The sequence below is a fragment of the Pantoea sp. X-Soil-TKNS-1280 genome, from assembly GCF_059730475.1.
The window spans coordinates 388,157-411,664 of sequence record NZ_AP035964.1 but is presented as its reverse complement, the minus strand read 5'-3'; the positions used below and the strand labels follow the sequence as shown (position 1 = coordinate 411,664).

The following is a 23,508-nucleotide window of genomic DNA, read 5'->3' as shown; positions in this document are numbered from 1 at the left end:
TTCTATCCTTGTGGGTTTGTCATCAGATGGGCAGCGGCGATCAATGCCTGGCCGAACGAAAGAGCAGCGTCACCGGCAGGTAACTGTTGCGGGAAGAAAACCTGAAAATCAGCGAGGTAGAAAGCCAGACGGGCACGCATCAGCCGGTTGTGCAGCACGCCGCCACAGCAAACGAGGGTAGTAATGTTCTGTAACCGGGCATGATGGCGCGCAAGGTCCGCCAGCCCCCGAGCCAGTGCATCATGAAATGCCCAGGCTCGCGCCGGGACACTACCCTGCCAGCCCAGCCACTGCCGCCAGAAAGTCGCCATATCAGGCTGACCATTAACTACAGGTAAGGTGACAGGATGCTGGCAAGGGCCATGATCGATTGCCAGTGTCTCCAGCAGGCACGCCGCCTCGCCTTCGTAACTTTGCTGCCATGGTGCGCAGCCCAGCGCCGCTGCAACGGCATCAAACAGGCGACCGCAGGAAGAGGCGAGAGGGGCATTGATGTCGCGCTTGATCGCCTTCGCCAGCGGTTGCCAGTTTTGTTGACACACCACAGTGGTTTCAGGGTAGCGCTGCCAGTCCGGCACAAAGGCTTCGCACTGCGCCAGCAGGTTACGCCATGGCTGGTGGGCCGCCAGATCGCCTCCTGGCAGCGCGACGGGCGGCAGGCCGCCGAGATGCTGACAATCACGGTAATCCACCCGCAGGCATTCACCGCCCCAGAACTGGCCGTTCGCGCCATAGCCAATGCCATCCAGCGCTAGCGCGATAACCTTGCCAGCTGTCAGCGGCCAGTGATGTTCGGCCATGCAGGCGGCAGCGTGAGCGTGGTGATGCAAAACTTCGGTCAGCGGCAACGCCATTTCCCGCCCCAGCCTTGTACTGTGCCAGGCCGGATGGGCATCGATAACCACTCGCTGCGGTACAAAGTTGTAGATTTCACACATCAGCTTTAATGCACGTCGCCACTGTGCTTCACTGCCCTCTTGCGTCAGATCGCCGAGGTACTGACTCAGCACTGCCTGCTCACCGCGCGCCAGGCAGAAAGTGTTCTTAAGGTCGCCGCCGAGAGCCAGAATGGGCGGCAGATTTTCGAAGCCGGGCGGCAGGGCGAGGGCATCCGGTACTAACCCCCTGGCGCGGCGCAACATCTCACCGCTGGCGCGCATCACGGAATCATCCATGCGCTGCAGGATGGCGCGATTATGCAGCAACCAGCCATCGGCAATGTCCGCCAGTTCCACTAACGCCTGCTGATTATCAATGGCGGGTGGCAGGCCATTAAGATTACCGGAGGTCATGACCAGCGGGCCGCCAAAATCCTGTAGCAGCAGATGTTGCAGGGGGTTGGCCGGTAGCATCACGCCGATTTCATTGCGCCCTGGCGCGATGGCAGCGCTTAACCCGCTGACGGCAGTCTGCTCCACCAGCACAATTGGTGCTACTGCAGAGGTGAGATGAAACAACGCCTCTGCGGGTAATCCCGCAGTATCTGCAACCATCACCGCAAACGGTTTTGACGGCCTGTGCTTGCGCAGCCGCAATCGCTGGACCGCAGCGTGATTGCGCGCATCCACTGCCAGATGAAAACCGCCCAATCCTTTCACCGCCACAATGTTGCCTGCTCGCAGCGCAGCAACCGCCTGTTGCAGCGCGTTTTCCCCCTTAAGGTGTTGATCAGCGCTGTGCCAGAAAATCTGCGGACCGCAATCCGCGCAGGCCACCGGCTGCGCATGGAAGCGCCGGTCCATCGGGTTGTCGTATTCATCCTGGCAGGATGGGCAAAGCGGAAACGCCGCCATCACGGTAGCAGGCCGGTCATAAGGCATCGCGCGAATGATGGTGAAGCGCGGGCCGCAGTGGGTACAGTTGATAAACGGATAACGGTAGCGGCGATCGCACGGGTTATTCAGTTCGCGCAGGCACGCTGGGCAGGTAGCCGCATCCGGGGCGATCTGAGTATCCATCGCGCTGACGTCACTGTGGCGAATGGTGAAACCTTGCGGCGGCGTGGGCCAGCGCATTGCCTGTTGTTCCACACGATCAATGCGTGCCAGAGGAGGACAATACTGATGGAGCGCAGTGAGAAAGGCGTCGGAGTGACGGGTCAGGCGCACCAGTACCCCGGCACCGTCGTTGCAGACATCACCGCTCAGTTGTAGCCGCTGTGCCAGCTGCCAGACATAAGGACGGAAACCCACCCCCTGAACTTTGCCGCGAATGCGCAGTGCTACGCCGTGATCAGATCCCTCAGACGAGGGATCTTTCGTCGGCAGGAGACGCATTACACCTCTGCCGCTTCACGCAGTCGCGCTTTCATCTCATTGTAGGTGGTCTGGGCATACATTTCGGCCCAGGCCTGATCCTCAATGGCGCTGACATTGACCGCGCAATACTTGGTTTCCGGTGTTTTGGAGATGGGGTCGAGATTATCCTGGGTCAGCTCATTACAGGCCCCGATCCACCACTGATACGTCATATACACCGAGCCCTGATTGATACGTTCATTGACGTCAGCACGGCTGATCACCTTACCGCGCCGTGAGCTGACCCATACCAGCTGACGGTCTTCGATACCCAGCGCAGCGGCATCAGTCGGATTGATCTGCATAAAGCCCGGTTCATCGGCCAGCGTTTGCAATGCGGCGCAGTTGCCGGTCATGGAGCGACAGGAGTAGTGGCCCACTTCACGTACCGTACAGAGAACCAGCGGATACTCCTCATCCGGCACTTCCGCTGGTGCGCGCCATTCGGCAGCGAACAGTTGGCCTTTACCGCTCGGGGTATCGAACTTGCTGTCTTTATACAGATACGGCGTGCCGGGATGGTCCAGAGTGGGGCACGGCCACTGCACATGTCCCATTTCACCCATTTTTTCGTAGGTCACGCCGTAGAACAGCGGGCACAGTTCGCGCAGCTCATTCCAGATCTGTTCGTTGTTGTCGTAGTGCATCGGGTAGCCCATCTCGGTGGCGATCAGGCTGATGATTTCCCAGTCACGTTTGACGTTGTATTGCGGTTCGATGGCTTTTTCAAAACGCTGGAAACCGCGGTCAGCACAGGTAAATACCCCACCGTGCTCACCCCAGGAGGTGGCGGGCAGCAGCACGTCAGCCACTTCGGCGGTTTTGGTCATAAAGATGTCCTGCACCACCACAAAATCGAGCGCTTCAAAGCCCTGACGCACCAGACCCAGATCCGCTTCAGTCTGGAGCGGGTCTTCCCCCATGATGTAGTAGGCTTTGACTTTGCCTTCCAGTGCCAGATGGGGCACTTCGGTAATACGTACGCCGACTTTGTCGTCCATGATGGCCGGGTCTATGCCCCAGGCTTTGGCGAATTTGGCACGGATATCGGCATCGACCACATCCTGATAACCGGGGAACTGGTTGGGCAGCACGCCCATATCGCAGGCACCCTGCACGTTATTTTGTCCGCGCACCGGCCCCACGCCGACGTTTTCCCGGCCAAGGTTGCCGGTCAGCAGCGCCAGGCTGGACAGGCCTTTCACCACGTCCACGGCCTGGCCGAACTGCGTCACTCCCATGCCCCACATAATGGTGGCGGAAGGTGCCGCAGCGAAGGTGCGCATCGCCTGGCGCACCTGCTGGGCAGGGATACCGGTGAGATGTTCTACGTCTTCCGGCGCGTAGCCTTTCACCCTCTCACGATAGGCTTCCAGTCCTTCCGCGTGTTTTGCCACGTATTCTTTGTCGTAGAGTTGTTCTTCCAGCAGCACATGGCCGAAGGCATTCACCAGCGCCATATTGCAGCCGTTTTTAATTTGCAGATGCTGATCGGCAATACGCGCGGTTTCGATGCGGCGTGGGTCGCAGACGATGATTTTGGCACCGTTGCCTTTGGCTTTAATCACGCGGCGCGCCACGATCGGATGCGAGTCAGCGCAGTTATAACCGACGATCAGCAGGCATTTGGAGTTTTCGATGTCGCCGATGGAGTTACTCATCGCCCCGTTACCCAGCGTGACCTGTAATCCGGCGACGGAAGGACCGTGACAGACGCGGGCACAGCAGTCGACGTTATTGGTGTTGATCACCGCGCGGGCAAACTTCTGCATCACGAAATTGGTTTCGTTACCGGTGCCGCGTGACGAACCTGTAGTCATGATGGCGCGGGGGCCGAACTGCTGTTTAATGGTTTTAAGGCGTTTTGCTGTGTAGCTGATCGCTTCTTCCCAGCTGACTGGCTGGAGTTTGCCGCCTTTTTCATAGCGGATCATCGGCTGGGTCAGCCGTGGGGTGAGCAATTTGGTGTCGTTAAGAAAATCCCAGCCGTAATAGCCTTTCAGGCACAGCTCGTTCTGGTTAGTCACGCCATCCGCGGCTTCGGCGCGCAGGATTTTATTATTTTCAACAACCAATTTCAGTTTGCAGCCTGCACCGCAGTAGGGGCAGACGGTGGTAATTTTTTTCATCAGCAACAGGCCTGTTAAAAGTTGAAAGACAGAGATGAAGCATCCAGCGCCGCACGACGGCGTTTCTCGGCGCTCATCTGTTCGAGCCTGTTGCGATCGACGCACAGGATGGCATTGGTCGGGCAGGCTTGCATACACGCCGGGCCGGATTCACGGTGGTAGCAAAGGTCACATTTATTGGCCTCGGCTTTCTCCGCCATCACGTTCAGTCCGGCACCGCTGTTACGAATCACCGGGCGGACCACCACCTCCATCGCTCCGTAAGGGCAGGCGACGACACAGGTTTTGCAGCCAATGCAGCGTTCCTGCATCACGTGGACAAAGCCTCTATCGCGGCTGATCGCACCGTTCGGGCAGGCGTTGGCACATGGGGCGTCTTCGCACTGACGGCACATGGTAGCGGTTGAGATATTCACGCCTTTAATGACGTGAATGCGCGGCAGGAAAGTTTGCGGGGTGAGCGCGGAACAATCCTGGTTTTCCTGATGGGACACGACACAGGCCACCTCGCACGTACGGCAGCCAATACACTTGCTTGAATCGGCAATGATGAAACGGTTCATCAAAAACTCCTGCATTGAACTTGTTATTACGCAGGAGCTATTCATAAACCGTGCCAGATTTTTAGTGGTTAAAAATCATGTAGTTATTTTGGCAGGGATGAAAAATGACGGTGACATTGACACTTTTGACGATGACACCGACGGCGAGATGACAGATGGAGGGGTTAAAAAATGAACAGTGAGTTATTTCCAGTATTTCTTTATAATGATGAAATCGATAATGAAAATTACCACTGTGAATGTCGCCGTGGCTCCCCAGGCATATTTTGGCCAGATGTCATACAAGGTTGCGCCAAATACGACTATTAAAATCAATGGAATCCAGACCCCCAGGACTGTCCAGACTAAGTCCTTAAACCGTGCTTTAAAAAACGCCTTCATTAATTCTCCAGTAGTTTTCCCAGGTCATAGATTGCTCCTTCCACATCACCGAAGCGGGGATATCTGATGTATTTGAATGCGGGTTCTATAAGAAAGTACATCATCTCAAGGCGCTGCCTATATAATAGCTGGTAGTAGAAATTTGCAGAGTTTTTTAATCTATTTGCAGCATCTGCAGCTTCCTGAACGATACCATAAGCACTTAAAGCGAGTGTGGAAATTGTACTGGTTTTACCTATCAATGGATTATGAATTTTGAAACTCCACGCTATTAACCGCGAAATGCTCAGTGATAGTGCAAGGGTGGTAGCTTGATTTGTCGAAAAACGAGAGCCTCCTTTTGAGAGAGTTTGAATGAGATTTTTTATATCTCTATCACTCAACCCCTTCAATCTTTCATTAACATAAATATTAATCATGTCCAGTACAATATCATTCCGCTTTAATAACTCTTTCACACCAGCCAGGAATCTAAGATCTTCTTCTTTTAATTTTGAACAAACATCCTGGTAATTTTAGGTAATACAAGAAGTGTACCAAGTGAGTCTCGTTAAACCTTTTTCTAATTGTTTGATTTGTAATTGTATGTTTCCTGAAACACCTTTAATTGCATCATTGAAACGAAGTGCCAGTGCTTCATCTGATTGGATTTTATTAATTATCATCTTATTGTACATGCTATATTCCTTTATAGCTAAATTGAGTGGTTCTCAATGAGTAGTGTAATTAGTGCAAGCGGCGAATAAAATGCGCGGATAACTTCGATGTCATTAATAAACGATAATCCGCTTTAGATACGTACGCAAGAGATATTTTCTTTGCGCAAAACCTGAATTCGGATTAATCTCTTAAAAGAATAATTTCAATATGAAAAATCAGTCTTTTCCAGTGTGATAAATCCGCCATTCCTTTCTCAATCATCCAGTCTCTGATACTCCTCAGCTACAGTTTTTATCGCTTCCGTCTCAGCTGGTCGATGGTCGGTTCTGGTTGAATGTTTTGATGATGACATTTGAGGAAATATAGATATTGAGTTCATGTGCGAACCCTGGCGCGACCAGATAAGCCGCGCCAGTCTGCATTTATGCTATGGCTGTTACGGTGAGGTCTACGCGGCGATGAAGTTGAGCCAGAGCCAGTTCTATCGCTTCAACTTTTGACGAGTGGAATACGTCGAGCAGACGATCAACCTGCATTGGTTTTAGTCCCATGCTGCGGCATAGATCAGCCTTGCGCCAGCCAGTTTCAATCATGGCATTGTGCAAAGCGGCTTTAAGAGCGACCAGAATGGGCACTGAAACCTGGTGTTCTCCAGCTTGTGGGAGGGTTCCGGCTGGAACCGGGCGGCGTTCGTCAATTTCGATTGAGATAGCGGCGCGAAGGCCATCAACACATTCGATCAACGCATCCTCAATCGTATCACCGACGGAGTTAAACAGCGGCAGATCACGGCAGGTCGCCACATAAGCGCCTGTTTCATTATCCTGCGTCAGCTGTACGGGGTGAAAGAACATGATTCACCTCATCGCTCGTGTAAAAAAAGGTTGAGGCTTAAAGCCCTGGTGCTTGTCAGTTAAGCTGTCGCTTTGGGCCTTACTTACCTGCAATCATTTGTAGCGGCGCGATTTATCGCGCTGTTTTAGGGACTTTGCGGCATTCCAAAACCCGCGCGATAAATCGCGCCGCTACTGGATATGTCTTAACTGAACGGCATCAGGGCTTAAAGCCCCAAGTCCTTGATTATCTTCTTTCTCAGTGGTTCCGGCAGCGCCTTACTTCCGTGGAAGGGGAATTGAATTTAAAGAGAAAAATCAGTCTCTTCCAGCACCATAAACCCGCCATTCCCTTCCCAGTCTGCCAGCCTCTGATATACCTCAGCTACGGCGTTTTTTACCGCCTCGGTCATGGGATAACTGAAGCCGACAATATCGGGCTGGATGCCGATAAACACCACCTCGCCGATGTCCTCCTTCAGCTGGTCGATCAGGAAATTAAGCGGCATATTATGGGTGGTCATCATAAACATTTCGGCGATATCATCCGGGTTGATCACCCGGATTTCGCCGGGTGGCAGCAGCATATCGGTGGCATCGACAATCAACAGCAGATCGGGGTGCAATGCGCGGATGGCAACCACGTCGTTTTCCGGTGCGCTGCCACCGTCGATCACGGTCCAGTCGCCGCGTGGTGCCGAGCGACATTTTTCCGCCAGCAACGGGCCCGCGCCGTCGTCACCCATCATGTTGTTGCCAACGCAAAGTAAAACCTTAGTCATAGCGCCTCCTGACCATCAGATAAATGGCCGGTTCCTGTTGAATGGCTTGTAGCATATCGAGCAGCGCCTGGCTCCAGCGCTGCTGTTGTGGGGTTTGCTCAGATCTCGCGTGATCAAATGCCTGCGCCAGCATCACCACATGACTTTGATCGATGACGATTTCACCGTAACGTGGCACCCCGCCCATTTTGCGTTTTGCCAGACTGTCTGCCGGTAATGTGGCAATCCACGTCTGATAAGCCTCCAGCGGACATACCAGGCTTTCTTTCAGGCAATCAATCACGCCGAGGTGATGGCCGATCGCCAGGCTGTAATAAACCACCTGCTGTGCATCCGGCGGCGTGTGGTCATTTTCATCAATAAACTTGCGGCTGAGCTGGCAAAACACCACAGATTCGCTCATTACACGCGCTCCAGATGCACCAGGTTTTCCAGATTGGCGACGATCTCGGTCAGGCGCGGATCATTCTCCTCTATCAGCCATTGCTGAACGGCACCATCACCTGCCGACAGTTTGCTGATGTAGTTGTCAGCAATCAGGCGTCCATAGCGATAGCCTGCCATACGGCGGGCGGCACGATCGATACGCACGCGCAGCGGCTGCACCAGCTGCGGATGCAACAACTGCGCGGGTTGCAGATCCAGGTCGCTCGCCGGGCGCGCATGGATTTTCTGCTCCAGCAGGCCAAGCGCCATCGCAAACCCGAACAAGGTCGCGGCGGGGGTAGGCGGGCAGCCTGGAATATACACATCCACCGGTACGATTTTGTCCGTGCCGCCCCAGACGCAGTAAAGATCGTGAAAAATGCCGCCGCTGTTACCGCAGGCACCATAGGAAATGCAGATCTTCGGATCCGGTGCGGACTCCCATGCCCGTAACGCCGGGGCGCGCATAGAGCGGGTTACCGCCCCGGTAAACAACAGGATATCGGCATGACGTGGCGAGGGAACGACTTTAATTCCGAAGCGTTCAGCATCAAAAATCGGCGAAAGGGTGGCGAAAATCTCGATTTCGCAACCGTTGCAACCGCCGCAGTCCACACGATAGACATAGGCGGAGCGTTTAATTTTTTTCAGCAGCGATGCCTTCATGCGTGCAATGGATTCTTCCATCGGCATCGGAAGTGGTTGACCCTGCTGATCGCGCGGGCCGACTAAGTTATTCATCCGTTGATTCCTCCCAGCTGGCGGGTGACTTCAATATTCCCGGATGAGACCAGGCTGTGCTGGCGTTTACACTCCGGGCAGGTTTCGAAGGCGGTGCGGCGGGCTTCTGCGCGGCTATCGCCGTTGTGCTGCAACAGCGCGATGGCATAATCGATCTCTTTCTGCACCGCAAAAGGACGGCCACAGTCGCGGCAGTGACACAACGGGAAACGCGCCTGTTGCAGCAAATCCGCTTTATCCCACACCGCCAGCTCGTACTGTTGAGAAAGCCGGATAGCGGCGGTCGGGCACACCTCTTCGCAGCGGCCACAAAAAATGCAGCGACCGAGGTTAAAGCTCCACGCCAGCTCTCTGCTCGCCAGATCGGTTTCCACGCTTAACGCATTGGAAGGGCAGGCATTAACGCAGGCGGCGCAGCCGATGCACTGCTGTGAATTATGTTCTGGCTTACCACGAAAATTGGCATCCACATGGACGGGCTGCAACGGGTAACGGGTGGTGGCGACCCCGCCGCTGAGGGCTTTTTTGATAAAAGTAAACATGGTAGCTCCGGGCTTATTTCAGCGGCGAATGGGTGCGCTCGATGCTATAGCGCTCCAGTTCTTTGTAAGGCACGACCTGGGTTTTCTTGCGGCGCACATCCACCACCGTCATGCGGTCAGTGCAGGAGTAGCAGGGGTCGAGACTGCCAATAATCAGTGGCGCGTCGGAAACTGTATTGCCGCGCAGCATATAGCGCAGGGTCGGCCAGTTGGCGTAGGTCGCCGCACGGCAGCGCCAGCGATACAGTTTCTGGTTGTCACCGGTCATGCTCCAGTGGATATCATCTCCACGCGGTGCTTCAGAAAAGCCAAGGGCAAAACGATGGGGAATGTAGGTAAAGCCTTCCACCGCAAGGGGGCCGCCCGGCAGGTTATCGAGGCCGAAATCAATGATATTCAGCGCGGTAAACACTTCATTGATGCGCACCTTCAGGCGTGACAGCACGTCACATCCGTCGAGGCTGTTAATCTGCATCGGTAGCAGACCGTAGCCAGCAAACGGGTGATCGACGCGGGTGTCACGGGCGTGGCCGCTGGCGCGGACCATTGGGCCCACGTTACTGAAATCGCGGGCGATTTGCGGGTCGAGACGACCAATGCCAACGGTGCGTGACTCGATATTCGGCGTGCTCAACAGGATATCGGACAGATTTTGCACTTCACGGCGCATCTGCTGTGCCAGCTGGCGGGTCTGGATCATGTCATCTTTCAGCAGGTCACGGCGAATGCCACCAATCAGGTTCATACCGTATGTCTTGCGCGCGCCGGTGAGAATTTCTGCCATTTTCATCGACATTTCACGTACGCGGAAGAACTGCATAAACCCGGAGTCAAAACCGACAAAGTGGCAGGCCAGGCCGAGATTGAGCAGATGGCTGTGCAGACGTTCCACTTCCAGCAGAATCGAACGGATCATCTGCGCGCGTTCCGGTACCACGATCCCCATGGCGTTCTCAACCGAGGTGGTATAAGCGGTGCTGTGGGCAAAGCCGCAGATACCGCATACCCGATCGGAAAGGAACGTCACCTCGTTGTAGCCCATGCGGGTTTCTGCCAGCTTCTCCATGCCGCGATGCACGTAGAACAGACGATAATCGGCATCAATAATGTTCTCGCCATCGACAAACAGACGGAAATGGCCGGGTTCATCGGAAGTGACGTGTAACGGGCCGATCGGCACCACATTGTTCTTACTGCTGCCCAGTTCATTGATGAACTCATAGGTTTCACGGTCAGTGGTCGGTGCCGGGCGCTGGCGGTAATCCATGCTGTCTTTACGCAGCGGGTAGAGATCGTCCGGCCAGTCATCCGGCAGCACCAGGCGGCGTTCATCCGGCAAACCAATCGGCTGTAAGCCATACATATCGCGCACTTCACGTTCACCCCACACGGCGGCAGGTACACGCGGTGTGACGGAGGGAAACTCGGGTTTGTTGGCATCCACCAGCACCCGCACGGTGATCCAGCATTTGGTACCGCGTTCCATCGAAAGCACATAGTAAAGCGCGAAGCTGCCGCACAGCGGGCGCTCATCATTGCCGAACAGCACCGAGAGCCAGCCTCCCTGCTGGTAATACAACCACTCGACGATTTCCGGCAGCATGCCGAGTTTGACCGTGATGGTGATTTGATCACGCGTCTGCCAGCTTTCTTCCAGCACCGCGTGAGGAAATTGCTGATGCAGCGAGGCGAGATAGTGTTGACCAATTTTTTCTTCAGACATGGATAAAATTCTCTTCAATCACGCCGCCAGCAAGGAGACGAAAGCTAAAAATGCAATACCAAAACCGGCCCAGGTGATGCGTGAAGTTTCGAGCATGCGCAGACGCGCCATGCTGTTTTCAAACAGCGCGATAATCAGCACCCCGGCCAGCAGTTTGACAATGGCCAGCACGACGGTGAGGGCCAGTCCGCCCCAGCTGAATACCGTCATCTGCCCCCAGGGCACAAACACGCCGACAAACATTTGCAGCACCACCAGTTGTTTCAGTGAGATGCCCCATTTCAGGACGGCAAAACCGGCTCCGCTGTATTCAGAGAGCGGGCCTTCCTGCAATTCCTGCTCCGCTTCGGCCAGATCGAACGGCAGCTTGCCCATTTCGATAAAGGTGGCGAAGGCGCAGGCGGCCAGCGCCAGTCCCAGCGTCAGACTATGCGCGACCGGCCAGCTATGGACAGTGAGGGTGATATTGCTGATATGGGTGCTACCGGCGACCTGCGCGGCTACCCACAGCCCGAGCAGTAAAATCGGCTCCACCAGCACGCCGAGCATCGCTTCGCGGCTGGCACCGATGCCGGTAAACGGGCTGCCGGTATCTAACCCGGCAATGGCAAAAAAGAAGCGGGCGATGGCGAACAGATAGATTAACGTGACAATGTCACCTAATGGTGGCAGTGGCGAGGCCAGTGTTACCACTGGTAGCGTGGTGGCAATGGTCAGCATCACGCCAACCATCACCAGCGGCATCAGGCGGAATACCCAGCCGGAGGCGGCAGGCGCTACGCTCTGGCGTCCCAGCAGTTTGCACAGATCGCGATATTCCTGTAACACGCCAGGACCCCGGCGATTATGCAGGCGTGCGCGGGCCATGCGGGTGACACCAGACAACAGCGGCGCGACTAAAAACAGCACCAGAGCCTGGATCAGGGCAAATAAAAACGTTGTCATGTTAGCTCCTCAGGCAATGACCGCGACCAGCAAAATCGCCAGCTCAATAAACGCCAGGTGACGAAAGAACCCTGCCAGCCACTCTCCGCGCCAGCCCGGCATCCAGCTACCTGGGTTCAGGGTGTGACGCAGGCGCAACAGCGGCGCAAAGGCGGCTTTTACCGGCTGGGCAAATCCAGTTGCGGTGATCACCATCGCCTGCTCGTGACCATAGCCGCACACCCAGGCTGCGCCGCGTGAACGGTTTGGCAAGCGGTCACCACGCAGGATAATCATCAGGATGAATGGCAACAGCGGCGTGGCGATCAGCAGCAGGGCGATCATTGGTTGAGAGACGGCGGTTTGTGCGGTTTGCAGCGGCAGTGGAACCGCCTGCTGTAACAGCGGCAACAGCCAGGGAGCGGCGACACCGGCCACAATGCAGCACAGCGCCAGCACACCGACGCAGAGATTCATCAGCCAGGGGGCGTTGCTGGCATGCTCAGCCTGCGAGGTGCGAGGTGCGCCAAGAAAAGTCACGCCATACACTTTCGCCATACACATCACCGCCAGCGCACCGGTAATCGCCAGCCCAACGGCCATCAGCGGTCCAATCAGGCGAGCGATAAAGGGTGGCAGGCTGCCAAGGTGGAAGAAAGCCTGATAAATCACCCATTCCCCGGCAAAACCGTTCAGCGGCGGCAGCGCGGCCATCGCCATCAGACCGGTCAGCATCGCCAGTGAAATCAGCGGCATCCGTTTGCCAATCCCACCCAGCTTTTCAATGTCGAGGTGACCGGTGCGATACCACACTGCGCCCGATCCCAGCATCAGCGTGGTTTTAAACAGGCTGTGGTTGAACAGATGGTACAGGCCACCGGTCATGCCGAGTGCTGTCAACACGGGCTCGTTAAGCGCCATCCCCGTCAGACCGCAACCCAGCCCAAGCAGGATAATGCCGATATTTTCCAGCGAGTGATAAGCCAGCAGGCGCTGGATGTTGTGTTCCATCAGCGCATACAGCCCGCCGATAAACGCCGTCACCATCCCCAGCACCAGAATCAGTACGCCCCACCACAGCGGCAGGTCATCACTGAGCAGCGAAAAACTCATGATGCCGTACAGTCCAATCTTCAGCACCACCGCAGAAAACAGCGCTGCAGCCGGGGCCGGGGCATTGGCATGTGCCAGCGGCACCCAACCGTGCAGCGGGATAATGCCCGCCAGCAGGCCAAAGCCGAGCAGGCCTGCAATCAGCACCAGTGGTGAAACCGCCGTGCCATGCAGCGCGAGGCGTAACTCGCTAAAGCTGAGGGTGCCGTATTGCTGCCACAGCAAAAAGCAGGCCAGCACCAGCAACAGGGTACCGAGCCGTCCGAGGGCAAACCACAGCTGCCCGGACTGGCGACAGCCGGTGAGGAAGTAGCCCGCCAGTGACACGATTTCTGCCATCAGCACCAGGGTTGCGAAGTTATCGGCCACCAGGGCGGCCACGCTGGCAGCAAGAATCAGGTTGACCAGCAACCCGTTGGCCTTGATGGCGTGATGCTGGTGCCAGGCGATGTTAAACAGCGAGATAAACAGGCCACAAACGGCCACCGTCACCAGCCACACCGCATTAAAAGCGTTGAGCTGTAGCTGCCAGTGCCAGAGCGGGGCGCTACCGCTGAACCCGGTCAACCCCTGTATACCCGCCGCCAGCAGCAGCGCGCAGCTGATTGCGCCGCCTGCTCCGGCAATAAAACCGCTGAGCGGGCGCGCAGGCGCGGTGATTCCTGCCAGCAACGCGCTGGCAAGCAATCCCGGCAACGCCCAGTGAATCAGAATCAATGCATTCATTTTCTTGCCTCTGGCTGGCTGAACAGACTCAGGTCGCCGAGCGTCACCCCAAGGGTTAACTCGCGCTTGCGCTTACTGGCGATGGCGATAGCGCTGTTATCGACCAGACGTAACGCTTTGGTCGGACAGGTGCGTACACAGGCGGGGCCACTTTCATCGAAGTTGCACAGATCGCATTTCACTGCCACGGCCCGGACACCTGGCACCCAGTCCAGCAGCGTACTGACGCTGGCCGGATCCGGCGGTGCAGGTGGGGCTTTGGCGCTATGGACATTGGCGGGGATCGATACCGGGCGGCTGCCGGAAAATTCGATGGCACCAAACGGGCAGGCAATGCCACACAGTTTGCAACTGACGCACAGGTTGGCGTTGAGCTGTACTGCGCCATCCTGCCGGGTGATGGCATTGACCGGACAGACACCGGCGCAGGGCGCATCTTCGCAGTGACGGCACAGCTGCGGTGCCGACTCATCCCGGTTACGCATTACTCTCAGGCGTGGCATGGATTGCAAACCCTGCAGGCGGTGTGCCTCGGCACAGGCCGCTTCGCAGGTATGGCAACCAATACATAATTTTGAATCAGCGATAACAAAACGGTTCACCAACGGGTTCCTCAGGTGACTGTCGTCATTTTTGACGAAACCATGCCGATATCCTGCCGCTTCGACAGTTTTCGACACCCAGCGTTACTCACACAACGGCGCGTTGCAGCTGTTCTATCGACACAGGAATGTTTTCATGTGCCGCGAGATAGAGGCTGTCGTAAACCGGACGGATCAGATCAAGGTAGTGAGTGAGCACCTGGTCACGGTCGCGATTGCTGAAGTGGTCATCCACGCGGCCTTCTTCATTCATATTTGCTCGGGCAATCATGATGTTGCCTCCCCCCTGCGGCAGTTCGAGCTGATACTCAATGCTGTGGCTGTTGAAGCCCTCGCCAGGCCGGATATGGATCACGAAGTGATCAAACAGGAAGAAGCGCAGTTCATCGTTTGGGCTGGATGCCACGGTGTGATACAGCCTGGTTTTTGCCAGCGTAATCCCCTGGGTCAGGGTATTGCCGTATAGCTTCCACTGGGCCTGCATACGTTGATGCTTGTCGGCGATGTATTCTGCTTTTTCACTCAGTTCCCTAATGTCCATCTTTGTTTCACTCTGTATTGTGCTGATATCCCCATAAGGCATGTTTCGTGCCATGTTTTTAACTTATTGTATTTATTGATTAATAATATTTAATCCGCCAGCGTTCGCCGAAAGTGACGTGTCATTTCGTCATCTTTGCCATCAGGGTGACGCTCTGCCTGGCATCGTCCTTGCATTACCCGCCTCAGTTAACCCCGGAGGTGGAACATGCACGAAATAACCCTTTGCCAGCGTGCGGTCGAACTGATTGAGAGCCACGCACGACAACATGCCGCACGTCGTGTAACCGGTGTCTGGCTTGAGGTGGGTGCTTTTTCCTGCGTTGAGACCAGCGCGATGGCGTTCTGCTTTGAACTGGCCTGCCGCGGCACATTGGCGGAAGGCTGCGAGCTGCATCTCCATCAGCAGGAAGCGGAGTGCTGGTGCCATGCCTGTCAGGCATACGTCACCTTACTGACTCAGCGAGTCAGGCGCTGCCCGCAGTGCGCGGGCAGTGACCTGCGTATCGTGGCGGACGATGGTGTGCAGATTAAGCGGCTGGAAATTGATCAGGAGATAAACCATGTGTAGTACCTGCGGTTGCGGCGAAGGCAACCGGTATATTGAAGGGGACGAGCGCAACCCGCATTCGGCGTTTCGCAGCGCGCCATTTGCGCCGGTTGGGCGTCCGGTGCAGCAAATCACCGGCGTGAAATTCGCCCCCACGGAAGATCAACAGGGCGACCTGCATTACGGCCATGGCGTGGCGGGCACCCACGCGCCGGGCATCACACAGCGCAGGATGCTGGAAATAGAACTGGATGTGCTGGATAAAAACCAGCAGCTGGCGACTTATAACCGCGCGCAGTTTGCGGCACAACACCAGCTGGCGCTGAATCTGGTCTCCAGCCCCGGTTCTGGTAAAACCACGCTGCTGACCGAAACGCTGAAGCGCTTGCAGGGGCGCGTTTCCTGCGCCGTGATTGAAGGGGATCAGCAGACGGTCAACGATGCCGCGCGGATTCGCGCCACCGGTACGCCTGCGATTCAGGTCAATACCGGAAAAGGCTGCCATCTTGATGCTCAGATGATCCGCGATGCCATGCTGCGCCTGCCGCTGGCGGAGGAGGGTGTGCTGTTTATTGAGAACGTCGGCAATCTGGTGTGTCCGGCCGGCTTTGATCTGGGAGAGCGTCACAAAGTGGCGGTACTTTCAGTCACCGAAGGTGAAGATAAACCGCTGAAATACAAATATATGTTCGCTGCTGCGTCGCTGATGTTGCTGAATAAAATCGACCTGCTGCCTTATTTACAGTTCGACGTGGCGAAGTGCCTGGCGTATGCCCGAGAGGTGAATCCGGACATAAAAATCATCTGCCTTTCTGCTACCAGCGGAGCCGGAATGGATGAGTGGATCGACTGGCTGGAGGCGGAACGATGTGCATAGGGATCCCCGGCCAAATTGTGGCGCGCGAAGCTGATGGCAGCGCCAGAGTGGACGTCTGTGGTGTACAGCGCGATGTCAATCTGGCGCTGGTGGGTGATGCCGCCGTGGGGCAGTGGGTACTGGTGCACGTCGGTTTTGCCATGAGCGTGATTGACGAAGCCGAAGCCCGCGATACCCTTGACGCGCTGCAAAACATGTTTGCGGTGGAACCGGATGTCGGTGCATTGCTTTATGGTGAGGAGCGTGGCTGATGCGTTACGTGGATGAATACCGCGATCCTGCCAGGGTGATGCAACTGATTGACAGGTTGCAGACACGCGCACCACTGCTGGCCTACAACGAACAGCGACCACTGCGCATGATGGAGGTGTGCGGTGGTCATACCCACGCCATTTTCCGTTTTGGCCTCGACCAGTTGTTGCCGAAGAACATCGAGTTTATTCACGGGCCGGGTTGCCCGGTGTGCGTATTGCCGATGGGACGCATCGATAGTTGCATTGAAATCGCCAGCCACCCGGAGGTGATTTTCTGCACTTTTGGCGATGCGATGCGCGTGCCAGGTAAGAACGGCTCGCTGTTGCAGGCCAAAGCGCGCGGGGCGGATGTGCGGGTGGTGTACTCGCCGATGGATGCCCTGCATCTGGCGCGGCAAAACCCGCAGCGCAAGGTGGTGTTTTTCGGTCTGGGTTTTGAAACCACCATGCCCGCCACCGCCATCACGTTGCAGCAGGCCAAAACGCTGGGAGTGAGCAACTTCACCTTCTTTTGTCAGCATATCACCCTGATCCCGACGTTGCGCAGCCTGCTTTCTCAACCAGACAACGGCATCGATGCCTTTCTGGCGCCAGGCCATGTCAGCATGGTGATCGGGACAGCCGCCTACGATTTTATTGCTGACCAGTTCGGCCTCCCGCTGGTGGTGGCGGGTTTCGAGCCACTGGATTTATTGCAGGGCGTGTTGATGCTGGTAGAGCAAAAAATTGCTGGTCACTGCCAGGTAGAAAATCAGTACAAACGCGTGGTGCCGGATGCCGGAAATGCCCTGGCGCAGCGCGCCATGCGCGAGGTTTTTTGCGTACAGGGTGAGTCAGAGTGGCGTGGGTTAGGGGTGATTGCGGAATCCGGCGTGCGGATAACGGAGCCTTATCGCCAGTTTGATGCGGAGGCCCATTTCCGGCCTCAACCGCAGCAAGTGTACGACGATCCGCGTGCACGCTGCGGTGATGTGCTGACCGGACGCTGTAAACCCCATCAGTGCCCGATGTTTGGCAGCGGCTGCAATCCACAAAATGCTTTTGGCGCGTTAATGGTCTCTTCCGAGGGAGCCTGCGCAGCCTGGTATCAGTACAGAAGTCAGGAAATTAATGCATGAAATCCATTGAATTAGCCCACGGCAGTGGTGGCCGGGCGATGCAGCAGCTTATCGCCAGCCTGTTCCTTCGCGCCTTTGATAACCCGTGGCTGACGGAGCAGGAAGACCAGGCCCGGCTTGAATTGGGTGAACTGACGGCCCGTGGCGATCGTCTGGCGTTTTCCACGGACAGCTACGTTATCGATCCGCTGTTTTTCCCCGGTGGTGATATTGGCAAACTTGCCGTGTGCGGCACGGTGAATGATATAGCCGTCAGCGGTGCGCAACCGCGCTGGCTCTCCTGTGGTTTTATCCTTGAAGAAGGGTTGCCGCTGGCGACACTGGAACGCACGGTCGCCAGTATGGCGCAGGCGGCGAAAGACGCGGGTGTCAGCATTGTCACCGGCGACACCAAAGTGGTGCCACGCGGGGCGGCGGATAAATTATTTATTAACACCGCAGGTCTCGGTGCCATCCCCGCCGGGCTGAACTGGGGAGCCACACAGATTGCAGCGGGTGATGTTCTGATTGTCAGCGGTACCCTGGGTGACCACGGTGCGACCATCCTGAATTTACGTGAACAGCTGGGGCTGAACGGGGATTTACACAGTGATTGCGCGGCTCTGACGCCTCTGATTGCGCCGCTGGTGGCGATGCAAGGTGTGAAAGCGCTGCGTGATGCCACGCGCGGCGGCGTAAATGCGGTGCTGCATGAGTTTGCTGCTGCCAGTGGCTGTGGCATGGAAATCATCGAAAGCCAGCTGCCAATTACACCGGCAGTGCGCGGCGTTTGTGAGTTACTCGGGCTGGACGCCCTGAATTTTGCCAACGAAGGTAAGCTGGTGATTGTCGCCGCGCGGGAGGCGGCTCCTGCAGTCCTTGCGGCGTTACAAAGCCACCCCTTAGGCCGCCAGGCCACCCTCATCGGTGAGGCGGTAGAACAACCCGGTGTCAGAATGAGCGGCTTGTACGGTATAAGACGCGTCCTGGATCTGCCGCATTCTGAACCCTTGCCGCGCATTTGTTGACTTAAACCATTAATTGTCCAATGAAGACTGAATAAACTTTGATTTTGATAAATAGTGGACGATATCCCCGCCCCGTAGTTTTGCTGGTGGTTTTCAATGGACGACAACAATGACATACACCCCGATGAGCGATCTCGGACAGCAAGGGTTGTTTGAGATCACCCATACGCTGTTACAACAGCCGGATCCTGGCGCGCTGATCAGCCGCCTCACTAAGCTGGTTAAACAGGCGGCACTAGCCGATCGCGTGAATATGTTGCTTTTTGATGCGCAGCATCAACAGGTGAGTTTTTATGGCATGGATAAAGCCGGCAGACAGCAGCAGCACGAAGATATCAGGGAGCTGACCCAGGGTCCGGTCCGGCGTCTGCTTTCCCGGCCAGAGGCGCTGATGTGCACCTGGCCGGAGTTTAGCGATACCTGGCCCCAGGTCGCCAGGCTTGATTCTTACAATGGCTTTGGCCGTTATTGTCTGCTGCCACTGGCGGCTGATGGGCATATTTTTGGCGGCTGTGAATTTATTCGCGATAACGATACTGGCTGGAGTGAGAAAGAGCTGGCCCGTCTGCATACCCTGGCCCAGGTGGTCGGATTGGTGGTACAGCAAATTCAGAGCCTGCAGGATACCCATGATGACCGGCTGCAACTCAGTCGTGAACGGGATGCCTTTCGCACACTGGTGGCAGTGACCAACGCTGTGTTGTCGAGGCTTGATCTTGACGAGGTAATTAGCGAAATCGCCCGCGAGATCCACAACCACTTCGGCATCGATTCCGTCGGGATTGTGGTGCGCAGCAGCCGTAAAGCGTGGCTGACGATACATTCAACCCATTTTGTTGATGAAGCGTCGCCGATTCACGATCAAAGCGAAGTGGCAGAAGCCGGGACGCTTTCGGAGAAGGTGTTTAACAGCGGTGAGATGCTGCTGCTTAACCTTTACAACGATGAACAGGCCGCTTCGTTTGAGCACCTGCTTCAGGATCTCTGGCACAACCAGATTCGGACGCTCTGCCTGCTGCCGTTAAAATTTGGCGATAACATGCTGGGTGTGATGAAGCTGGCGCAACGTCGGGAAGGGGGCTTTACACCGGCCAATTTGCAGTTGCTGCAACAGATTGCTGAGCGTATTGCCATCGCGCTGGATAACGCGCTGGCCTGGCAGGAAATCAAGCGGCTGAAAGAAAATCTGGTGGGCCGTGACCTGTATATCACCGAACAGATCGACAATGTAGCGGGTGAGTCCGGAGAAATTATTGGTCGCAGCGATGTGATGACCCATGTGCTGAAGCAGGTGGAAATGGTGGCCCGTAGCGACAGTACGGTACTGATCCTCGGCGAGACCGGGACCGGTAAGGAACTGATTGCGCGCGCTATCCATAATCAGAGTGAACGCAACCGGCACCGCATGGTGAAAATGAACTGCGCCGCCATGCCCGCCGGGCTGCTGGAAAGTGATTTGTTCGGCCACGAACGCGGCGCTTTTACCGGTGCCAATACCCAGCGCATTGGCCGCTTTGAACTGGCGGATAAAAGCTCACTGTTTCTTGATGAAGTGGGCGATATGCCGCTGGAATTACAACCCAAACTGTTGCGTGTATTGCAGGAAAAGGAGTTTGAGCGTCTCGGTAGCAACAAATTACTGACAGTCGATGTGCGCCTGATCGCCGCCACTAACCGCGATTTGAAGCAAATGGTGTCTGAGCGTGAGTTTCGTAATGACCTTTATTATCGACTCAACGTCTTTCCCATCCGGCTGCCACCGTTGCGTGAACGTCCGGAGGACATCCCGCTGCTGGTGAAATCCCTGACCTTTAAAATTGCCCGTCGCATGAATCGTAATATCGACAGCATTCCGGCTGAGACCCTGCGTACCCTGCGGCGCATGGACTGGCCCGGTAATGTGCGCGAGCTGGAAAATGTGATCGAACGGGCGGTGCTGCTGACGCGAGGCAATGTGCTGCATCTTTCACTACCGGACATTGATTATCGTCCACGGGCGGAAAGCAGCGAGCCTGTCACACCCGCTGCAGAAGACCACGCTGGGGAGGATGAGTATCAGCTGATTATGCGGGTGCTGAAAGAAACTAACGGCGTGGTGGCAGGCCCTCGTGGTGCGGCTCAACGCCTGGGCATTAAGCGCACCACGCTGCTATCACGGATGAAGCGGCTAGGGATTAATAAGGAGGTTTTTTAACTGTCCCAATACGCCTCTCAGGGCGCCTCAGACAGGCGTAACAGTGCTGACTGAAACGATGGCGTGAACATCGCGCCATGTGTCAGCCCGGGAAACAGCGCCCAGCTCGCTGTCACGCCGCTGGCGCGCAGGCTGGATACGGTATCCCGCACAGCACGCAGTACATTCGATGGGCCGGTGTTGGGATCCTGTCTGCTGTCACCGTTGCCTTCCATCAGTACCAGCTGTTTATGGCTGAAGCGGTCCTTGCTGACGGATGTCATCTCATTAAGCAGCTGGAAATTATCCCGCCCCAGCGAAGGGCTGGCTGAATAATAGAATGTGAAAAATGGCGAGGAGAGATACGTATCCAGTACAAATAACCCGCCATAGGAATGGCCCCAGATGCCGCGTTTTAACGGGTTGATGGGCAGATTCTGCTCGGCTTGAGGCGCGATGGTCGCCTCCAGCAAATGGCGGAAGGCAGGACTGCCGCCACCGTTTCGGCCATGAGCATCCTGCCGCGGTTCACCGTTATTATTGGTTACCGCTGGCGTGTAGTCGTAAGCCCTCGCATTGAGATCAAACGGCAAGGTGGTCTGGTAACCGATGACCACCAGCACCGGCGGGGATCCCTCTGCTGCTTTTTCCAGCAGGCTGTCGGATAACCGGTCCATTACCGCATTGCCATCCAGCATATACAGTACGGGATAGCCCGTTTTCGGCGGGCTTTTATTGGGGATTCCGGTCCAAACTTTGTAGTGCCGCTGGTCGTCGGCAGAATCAAAGGTACGCACCGAGAAATGGTAAAAAGCGGACCCTTTATCGGCAATATTTGGCCCCAGCGCGGTCATATCGGGGCGGGCGTAACCCGTCCCGACGCTGATTAGCAGCATGAAACAGGTGCACAAACTCCCTTTGACCAGCGAGGACAATTGAGAATGGTCAGACTTACTTTTCATCGTGGTATTAATCACTTATCCAATGTGAAGATGATCAGAAAGTAAAACAATTTAATGATAATGGTTCTCAATTTCAACAAAATCACGGCAAATTGAAACAACTCATCCGCCGATAATCGCTTTCAACTGGTTCAGGATGATGCGTGCTGCCGTGGGTCCAGCGTTATTAAAGTAAGGTTGGTAGTCAACTTCTACAGCCTGGCCCGCCTGCACCGCGCGCAGATTCTCCCAGCCAGCCATGGAACGGATCAGGCTGGAACCGTTTTTCTGACCGCCAAAGATAATCCAGTCGGCATCAATACCTGCCAGGTCTTGCGGCTCAATCACGCGGGAAACGTTAGCAAAATCTTCCCCGCCCCCCCAGTTCAGTCCTAAGTCATTCGCGATTAAACCGGCGAACGAGTTGCGGCCCATGAGTTTTACCCGCATACCATTGGACTGAATAAAGGCGATGGAGGTGGCTGCCGGGCGGGTATGCAGGCAATCGTGATCCCAGGATTGCAACCAGCTGTCGGCCTGCGGCAGACGACCCAACGCTTCCGCCACTTTAATAAAATCGCTGCGCCAGTTGGTGCCGCGGCCTTTTGTCACCACCGCAGGGGCGATGGCTTGCAGGGCGGTGAGAATCTCGGGCTGCTGTAATCCGGCGGAGTTCAGCAGGATAAGATCCGGTTGCACGGATTTTATTGCTTCAATATCGGGATTTTTACGCTCACCGAGGTCGCGCATTGTCCCTAAGCCACGCGCGTACTGGGGATAATAAAGCGATAAATAGGGTTCAAATACTCCCGTACCATGGCCTTGTGTGGTGCCTACAGGGATGATCCCCAGAGTGACGCAACTATCAGTCTGCCCAGTCGAAATGGTGGCAACGCGAACGGGCTTACTGGTTAAAAAAGTTTCGCCATATTCGTGTGAAATTTGGTATGGAAAAGAATTCGTCATTTCTGTCTCGGGCTGGTGTAATTTTGAATCCTGACACTAAAGGTTCCGGCTATCCCGGTCAATGGACTTTTATCTATGATTTTGATAGAAAAAATCAAATTAAGCTCAGTGACCAATGAATTTGTCCTCCTCCTTATTTAATTCATGCTTACAATTTCTTTACGAAATCTTTTCGATATAATGACCGGGATGTGTAACCCTTAATAGTTAATGGAAGCCAGATCCTGAACGATCTGGATTAATGGGGAAATCCGTAAAACGGCATCTAACTATTCACCTCGGGAGGGGGTAATGGCGTTATCAGAAGTGCAGCTTATTACTTTACGTCGTATACAGAACGGAACGAAACACAAGTTGCGTGGCGATAGAGCGATAGGACTGGAAATGAGAAGGGATATTTCGGCCTGCAACAGAAAAGATATTACCTGTCGTAGCCTGGCACCGCTAATGCGGGCAGGTCTGATTGAATTTATTACTCATCCCACCGACAAGTCGCGTTATTACGAAGTCAGACTGACGGCGACTGGCAGGGAACTTATTGAGGAAGAGTGATGAAAAACCGTTTGCTTGTTATTCAATATATCCAGCCGGGTTGCATTTATTAGCATCCGGGAAATCGGGCACATTCTGTAGCGGCACA

The 23,508-nt window shown here is 55.4% G+C and carries 25 protein-coding genes; 8 read left to right on the top strand and 17 right to left on the bottom strand.

Annotated elements, in window-relative coordinates:
• Positions 1-2: 2 nt before the first annotated feature.
• The 3 genes from hypF to hydN are packed head-to-tail and all read right to left on the bottom strand — an operon-like array spanning position 3 to position 4,989.
• A complete protein-coding gene (gene hypF, locus AC6I8X_RS25200; protein ID WP_497841546.1) occupies positions 3-2,276 on the bottom strand; it encodes a carbamoyltransferase HypF in 2,274 nt (757 codons plus the stop codon).
• Positions 2,276-4,426 (bottom strand): formate dehydrogenase subunit alpha, encoded by a 2,151-nt coding sequence (gene fdhF, locus AC6I8X_RS25195; protein ID WP_497841545.1) that lies wholly within the window; start codon positions 4,424-4,426, stop codon positions 2,276-2,278. Before fdhF ends, hypF begins: the two co-directional genes overlap by 1 nt.
• Before the next feature lie 14 nt (positions 4,427-4,440).
• On the bottom strand, positions 4,441-4,989 hold the full coding sequence (gene hydN / locus AC6I8X_RS25190; RefSeq protein WP_497841544.1) for an electron transport protein HydN: 549 nt from the start codon (positions 4,987-4,989) through the stop codon (positions 4,441-4,443).
• Between hydN and AC6I8X_RS25185 the strand changes: the two genes are divergently transcribed.
• Positions 4,973-5,164, top strand: coding sequence for a hypothetical protein (locus AC6I8X_RS25185; protein ID WP_497841543.1), 192 nt, complete (start codon positions 4,973-4,975; stop codon positions 5,162-5,164). The genes hydN and AC6I8X_RS25185 overlap by 17 nt on opposite strands.
• 205 nt (positions 5,165-5,369) lie before the next feature.
• Here AC6I8X_RS25185 and AC6I8X_RS25180 read toward each other — a convergent pair whose 3' ends face one another.
• The 12 genes from AC6I8X_RS25180 to hycA all read right to left on the bottom strand — a co-directional run bounded on the left by AC6I8X_RS25180 (position 5,370) and on the right by hycA (position 14,983).
• Complete coding sequence (locus tag AC6I8X_RS25180; protein WP_497841542.1) at positions 5,370-5,828, bottom strand: hypothetical protein; 459 nt, start codon at positions 5,826-5,828, stop codon at positions 5,370-5,372.
• Positions 5,829-5,885: 57 nt separating this feature from the next.
• Positions 5,886-6,047 (bottom strand): hypothetical protein, encoded by a 162-nt coding sequence (locus AC6I8X_RS25175; protein WP_313685309.1) that lies wholly within the window; start codon positions 6,045-6,047, stop codon positions 5,886-5,888.
• 405 nt (positions 6,048-6,452) lie between these two features.
• Positions 6,453-6,884, bottom strand: coding sequence for a type II toxin-antitoxin system HicB family antitoxin (locus AC6I8X_RS25170; protein WP_497841541.1), 432 nt, complete (start codon positions 6,882-6,884; stop codon positions 6,453-6,455).
• Positions 6,885-7,168: 284 nt separating this feature from the next.
• Positions 7,169-7,645, bottom strand: coding sequence for a hydrogenase maturation peptidase HycI (gene hycI / locus AC6I8X_RS25165; protein ID WP_497841540.1), 477 nt, complete (start codon positions 7,643-7,645; stop codon positions 7,169-7,171).
• Positions 7,638-8,048, bottom strand: a complete 411-nt coding sequence (locus tag AC6I8X_RS25160) for a formate hydrogenlyase maturation HycH family protein (protein WP_497841539.1) — start codon at positions 8,046-8,048, stop codon at positions 7,638-7,640. The genes hycI and AC6I8X_RS25160 overlap by 8 nt, the downstream gene beginning before the upstream one ends.
• Positions 8,048-8,812 carry an NADH-quinone oxidoreductase subunit B family protein gene (locus AC6I8X_RS25155; protein WP_313685302.1) on the bottom strand — a complete coding sequence of 255 codons (765 nt, stop codon included), beginning with the start codon at positions 8,810-8,812 and terminating at the stop codon, positions 8,048-8,050. The genes AC6I8X_RS25160 and AC6I8X_RS25155 overlap by 1 nt, the downstream gene beginning before the upstream one ends.
• Positions 8,809-9,354: a formate hydrogenlyase complex iron-sulfur subunit gene (locus AC6I8X_RS25150; RefSeq protein WP_313685301.1), complete on the bottom strand. Its 546-nt coding sequence runs from the start codon at positions 9,352-9,354 to the stop codon at positions 8,809-8,811. Before AC6I8X_RS25150 ends, AC6I8X_RS25155 begins: the two co-directional genes overlap by 4 nt.
• A gap of 13 nt (positions 9,355-9,367) precedes the next feature.
• On the bottom strand, positions 9,368-11,077 hold the full coding sequence (locus tag AC6I8X_RS25145; RefSeq protein WP_497841538.1) for a hydrogenase large subunit: 1,710 nt from the start codon (positions 11,075-11,077) through the stop codon (positions 9,368-9,370).
• A gap of 18 nt (positions 11,078-11,095) precedes the next feature.
• Entirely contained in the window at positions 11,096-12,022 is a 927-nt protein-coding gene (locus AC6I8X_RS25140) for a respiratory chain complex I subunit 1 family protein (protein WP_497841537.1), read from the bottom strand.
• Positions 12,023-12,031: 9 nt separating this feature from the next.
• Positions 12,032-13,840, bottom strand: a complete 1,809-nt coding sequence (gene hycC, locus AC6I8X_RS25135) for a formate hydrogenlyase subunit 3 (RefSeq protein ID WP_497841536.1) — start codon at positions 13,838-13,840, stop codon at positions 12,032-12,034.
• Positions 13,837-14,442, bottom strand: a complete 606-nt coding sequence (locus AC6I8X_RS25130; protein ID WP_313685296.1) for a 4Fe-4S dicluster domain-containing protein — start codon at positions 14,440-14,442, stop codon at positions 13,837-13,839. Before AC6I8X_RS25130 ends, hycC begins: the two co-directional genes overlap by 4 nt.
• Positions 14,443-14,530: 88 nt before the next feature.
• Positions 14,531-14,983, bottom strand: coding sequence for a formate hydrogenlyase regulator HycA (hycA, locus tag AC6I8X_RS25125; protein ID WP_497841535.1), 453 nt, complete (start codon positions 14,981-14,983; stop codon positions 14,531-14,533).
• A 207-nt stretch (positions 14,984-15,190) separates the two neighbouring features.
• Between hycA and hypA the strand changes: the two genes are divergently transcribed.
• The 6 genes from hypA (at position 15,191) to flhA (ending at position 20,982) form a co-directional block, all read left to right on the top strand.
• A complete protein-coding gene (hypA, locus tag AC6I8X_RS25120) occupies positions 15,191-15,553 on the top strand; it encodes a hydrogenase maturation nickel metallochaperone HypA (RefSeq protein WP_497841534.1) in 363 nt (120 codons plus the stop codon).
• On the top strand, positions 15,546-16,409 hold the full coding sequence (gene hypB, locus AC6I8X_RS25115) for a hydrogenase nickel incorporation protein HypB (RefSeq protein ID WP_299453256.1): 864 nt from the start codon (positions 15,546-15,548) through the stop codon (positions 16,407-16,409). The genes hypA and hypB overlap by 8 nt, the downstream gene beginning before the upstream one ends.
• Positions 16,400-16,660 (top strand): HypC/HybG/HupF family hydrogenase formation chaperone, encoded by a 261-nt coding sequence (locus AC6I8X_RS25110; protein ID WP_299453257.1) that lies wholly within the window; start codon positions 16,400-16,402, stop codon positions 16,658-16,660. Before hypB ends, AC6I8X_RS25110 begins: the two co-directional genes overlap by 10 nt.
• Complete coding sequence (hypD, locus tag AC6I8X_RS25105; RefSeq protein ID WP_497841533.1) at positions 16,660-17,781, top strand: hydrogenase formation protein HypD; 1,122 nt, start codon at positions 16,660-16,662, stop codon at positions 17,779-17,781. The genes AC6I8X_RS25110 and hypD overlap by 1 nt, the downstream gene beginning before the upstream one ends.
• The gene (gene hypE, locus AC6I8X_RS25100) at positions 17,778-18,788 is read left to right on the top strand and encodes a hydrogenase expression/formation protein HypE (RefSeq protein ID WP_497841532.1); all 1,011 of its coding nucleotides are present in this window, start codon (positions 17,778-17,780) and stop codon (positions 18,786-18,788) included. The genes hypD and hypE overlap by 4 nt, the downstream gene beginning before the upstream one ends.
• Before the next feature lie 109 nt (positions 18,789-18,897).
• Positions 18,898-20,982 (top strand): formate hydrogenlyase transcriptional activator FlhA, encoded by a 2,085-nt coding sequence (gene flhA / locus AC6I8X_RS25095; protein ID WP_497841531.1) that lies wholly within the window; start codon positions 18,898-18,900, stop codon positions 20,980-20,982.
• A 17-nt stretch (positions 20,983-20,999) separates the two neighbouring features.
• On the opposite strand, the gene AC6I8X_RS25090 is transcribed toward flhA, so the two are convergent.
• Positions 21,000-21,923 (bottom strand): alpha/beta hydrolase, encoded by a 924-nt coding sequence (locus tag AC6I8X_RS25090; protein ID WP_497841530.1) that lies wholly within the window; start codon positions 21,921-21,923, stop codon positions 21,000-21,002.
• A gap of 102 nt (positions 21,924-22,025) precedes the next feature.
• Positions 22,026-22,868 (bottom strand): ABC transporter substrate-binding protein, encoded by an 843-nt coding sequence (locus AC6I8X_RS25085; protein WP_497841529.1) that lies wholly within the window; start codon positions 22,866-22,868, stop codon positions 22,026-22,028.
• Positions 22,869-23,159: 291 nt separating this feature from the next.
• On the opposite strand from AC6I8X_RS25085, the gene AC6I8X_RS25080 reads away from it, so the two are divergent.
• Entirely contained in the window at positions 23,160-23,420 is a 261-nt protein-coding gene (locus tag AC6I8X_RS25080) for a hypothetical protein (protein ID WP_313685283.1), read from the top strand.
• Positions 23,421-23,508 lie beyond the last annotated feature (88 nt).

Excerpts from the sequence above, each read along its gene's own strand:
- flhA (WP_497841531.1), top strand. The coding sequence starts at position 18,898 with ATGACATACACCCCGATGAGCGATCTCGGACAGCAAGGGTTGTTTGAG.
- AC6I8X_RS25150 (WP_313685301.1), bottom strand. The coding sequence starts at position 9,354 with ATGTTTACTTTTATCAAAAAAGCCCTCAGCGGCGGGGTCGCCACCACC.
- hypA (WP_497841534.1), top strand. The coding sequence starts at position 15,191 with ATGCACGAAATAACCCTTTGCCAGCGTGCGGTCGAACTGATTGAGAGC.
- hydN (WP_497841544.1), bottom strand. The coding sequence starts at position 4,989 with ATGAACCGTTTCATCATTGCCGATTCAAGCAAGTGTATTGGCTGCCGT.
- AC6I8X_RS25080 (WP_313685283.1), top strand. The coding sequence starts at position 23,160 with ATGGCGTTATCAGAAGTGCAGCTTATTACTTTACGTCGTATACAGAAC.
- AC6I8X_RS25140 (WP_497841537.1), bottom strand. The coding sequence starts at position 12,022 with ATGACAACGTTTTTATTTGCCCTGATCCAGGCTCTGGTGCTGTTTTTA.
- hypD (WP_497841533.1), top strand. The coding sequence starts at position 16,660 with ATGCGTTACGTGGATGAATACCGCGATCCTGCCAGGGTGATGCAACTG.
- AC6I8X_RS25085 (WP_497841529.1), bottom strand. The coding sequence starts at position 22,868 with ATGACGAATTCTTTTCCATACCAAATTTCACACGAATATGGCGAAACT.
- hycC (WP_497841536.1), bottom strand. The coding sequence starts at position 13,840 with ATGAATGCATTGATTCTGATTCACTGGGCGTTGCCGGGATTGCTTGCC.
- AC6I8X_RS25185 (WP_497841543.1), top strand. The coding sequence starts at position 4,973 with ATGATGAAACGGTTCATCAAAAACTCCTGCATTGAACTTGTTATTACG.
- hycI (WP_497841540.1), bottom strand. The coding sequence starts at position 7,645 with ATGACTAAGGTTTTACTTTGCGTTGGCAACAACATGATGGGTGACGAC.
- AC6I8X_RS25160 (WP_497841539.1), bottom strand. The coding sequence starts at position 8,048 with ATGAGCGAATCTGTGGTGTTTTGCCAGCTCAGCCGCAAGTTTATTGAT.
- AC6I8X_RS25090 (WP_497841530.1), bottom strand. The coding sequence starts at position 21,923 with ATGAAAAGTAAGTCTGACCATTCTCAATTGTCCTCGCTGGTCAAAGGG.
- AC6I8X_RS25145 (WP_497841538.1), bottom strand. The coding sequence starts at position 11,077 with ATGTCTGAAGAAAAAATTGGTCAACACTATCTCGCCTCGCTGCATCAG.
- hypB (WP_299453256.1), top strand. The coding sequence starts at position 15,546 with ATGTGTAGTACCTGCGGTTGCGGCGAAGGCAACCGGTATATTGAAGGG.
- AC6I8X_RS25110 (WP_299453257.1), top strand. The coding sequence starts at position 16,400 with ATGTGCATAGGGATCCCCGGCCAAATTGTGGCGCGCGAAGCTGATGGC.
- fdhF (WP_497841545.1), bottom strand. The coding sequence starts at position 4,426 with ATGAAAAAAATTACCACCGTCTGCCCCTACTGCGGTGCAGGCTGCAAA.
- AC6I8X_RS25155 (WP_313685302.1), bottom strand. The coding sequence starts at position 8,812 with ATGAATAACTTAGTCGGCCCGCGCGATCAGCAGGGTCAACCACTTCCG.
- AC6I8X_RS25170 (WP_497841541.1), bottom strand. The coding sequence starts at position 6,884 with ATGTTCTTTCACCCCGTACAGCTGACGCAGGATAATGAAACAGGCGCT.
- hypF (WP_497841546.1), bottom strand. The coding sequence starts at position 2,276 with ATGCGTCTCCTGCCGACGAAAGATCCCTCGTCTGAGGGATCTGATCAC.
- AC6I8X_RS25175 (WP_313685309.1), bottom strand. The coding sequence starts at position 6,047 with ATGTACAATAAGATGATAATTAATAAAATCCAATCAGATGAAGCACTG.
- hypE (WP_497841532.1), top strand. The coding sequence starts at position 17,778 with ATGAAATCCATTGAATTAGCCCACGGCAGTGGTGGCCGGGCGATGCAG.
- hycA (WP_497841535.1), bottom strand. The coding sequence starts at position 14,983 with ATGGACATTAGGGAACTGAGTGAAAAAGCAGAATACATCGCCGACAAG.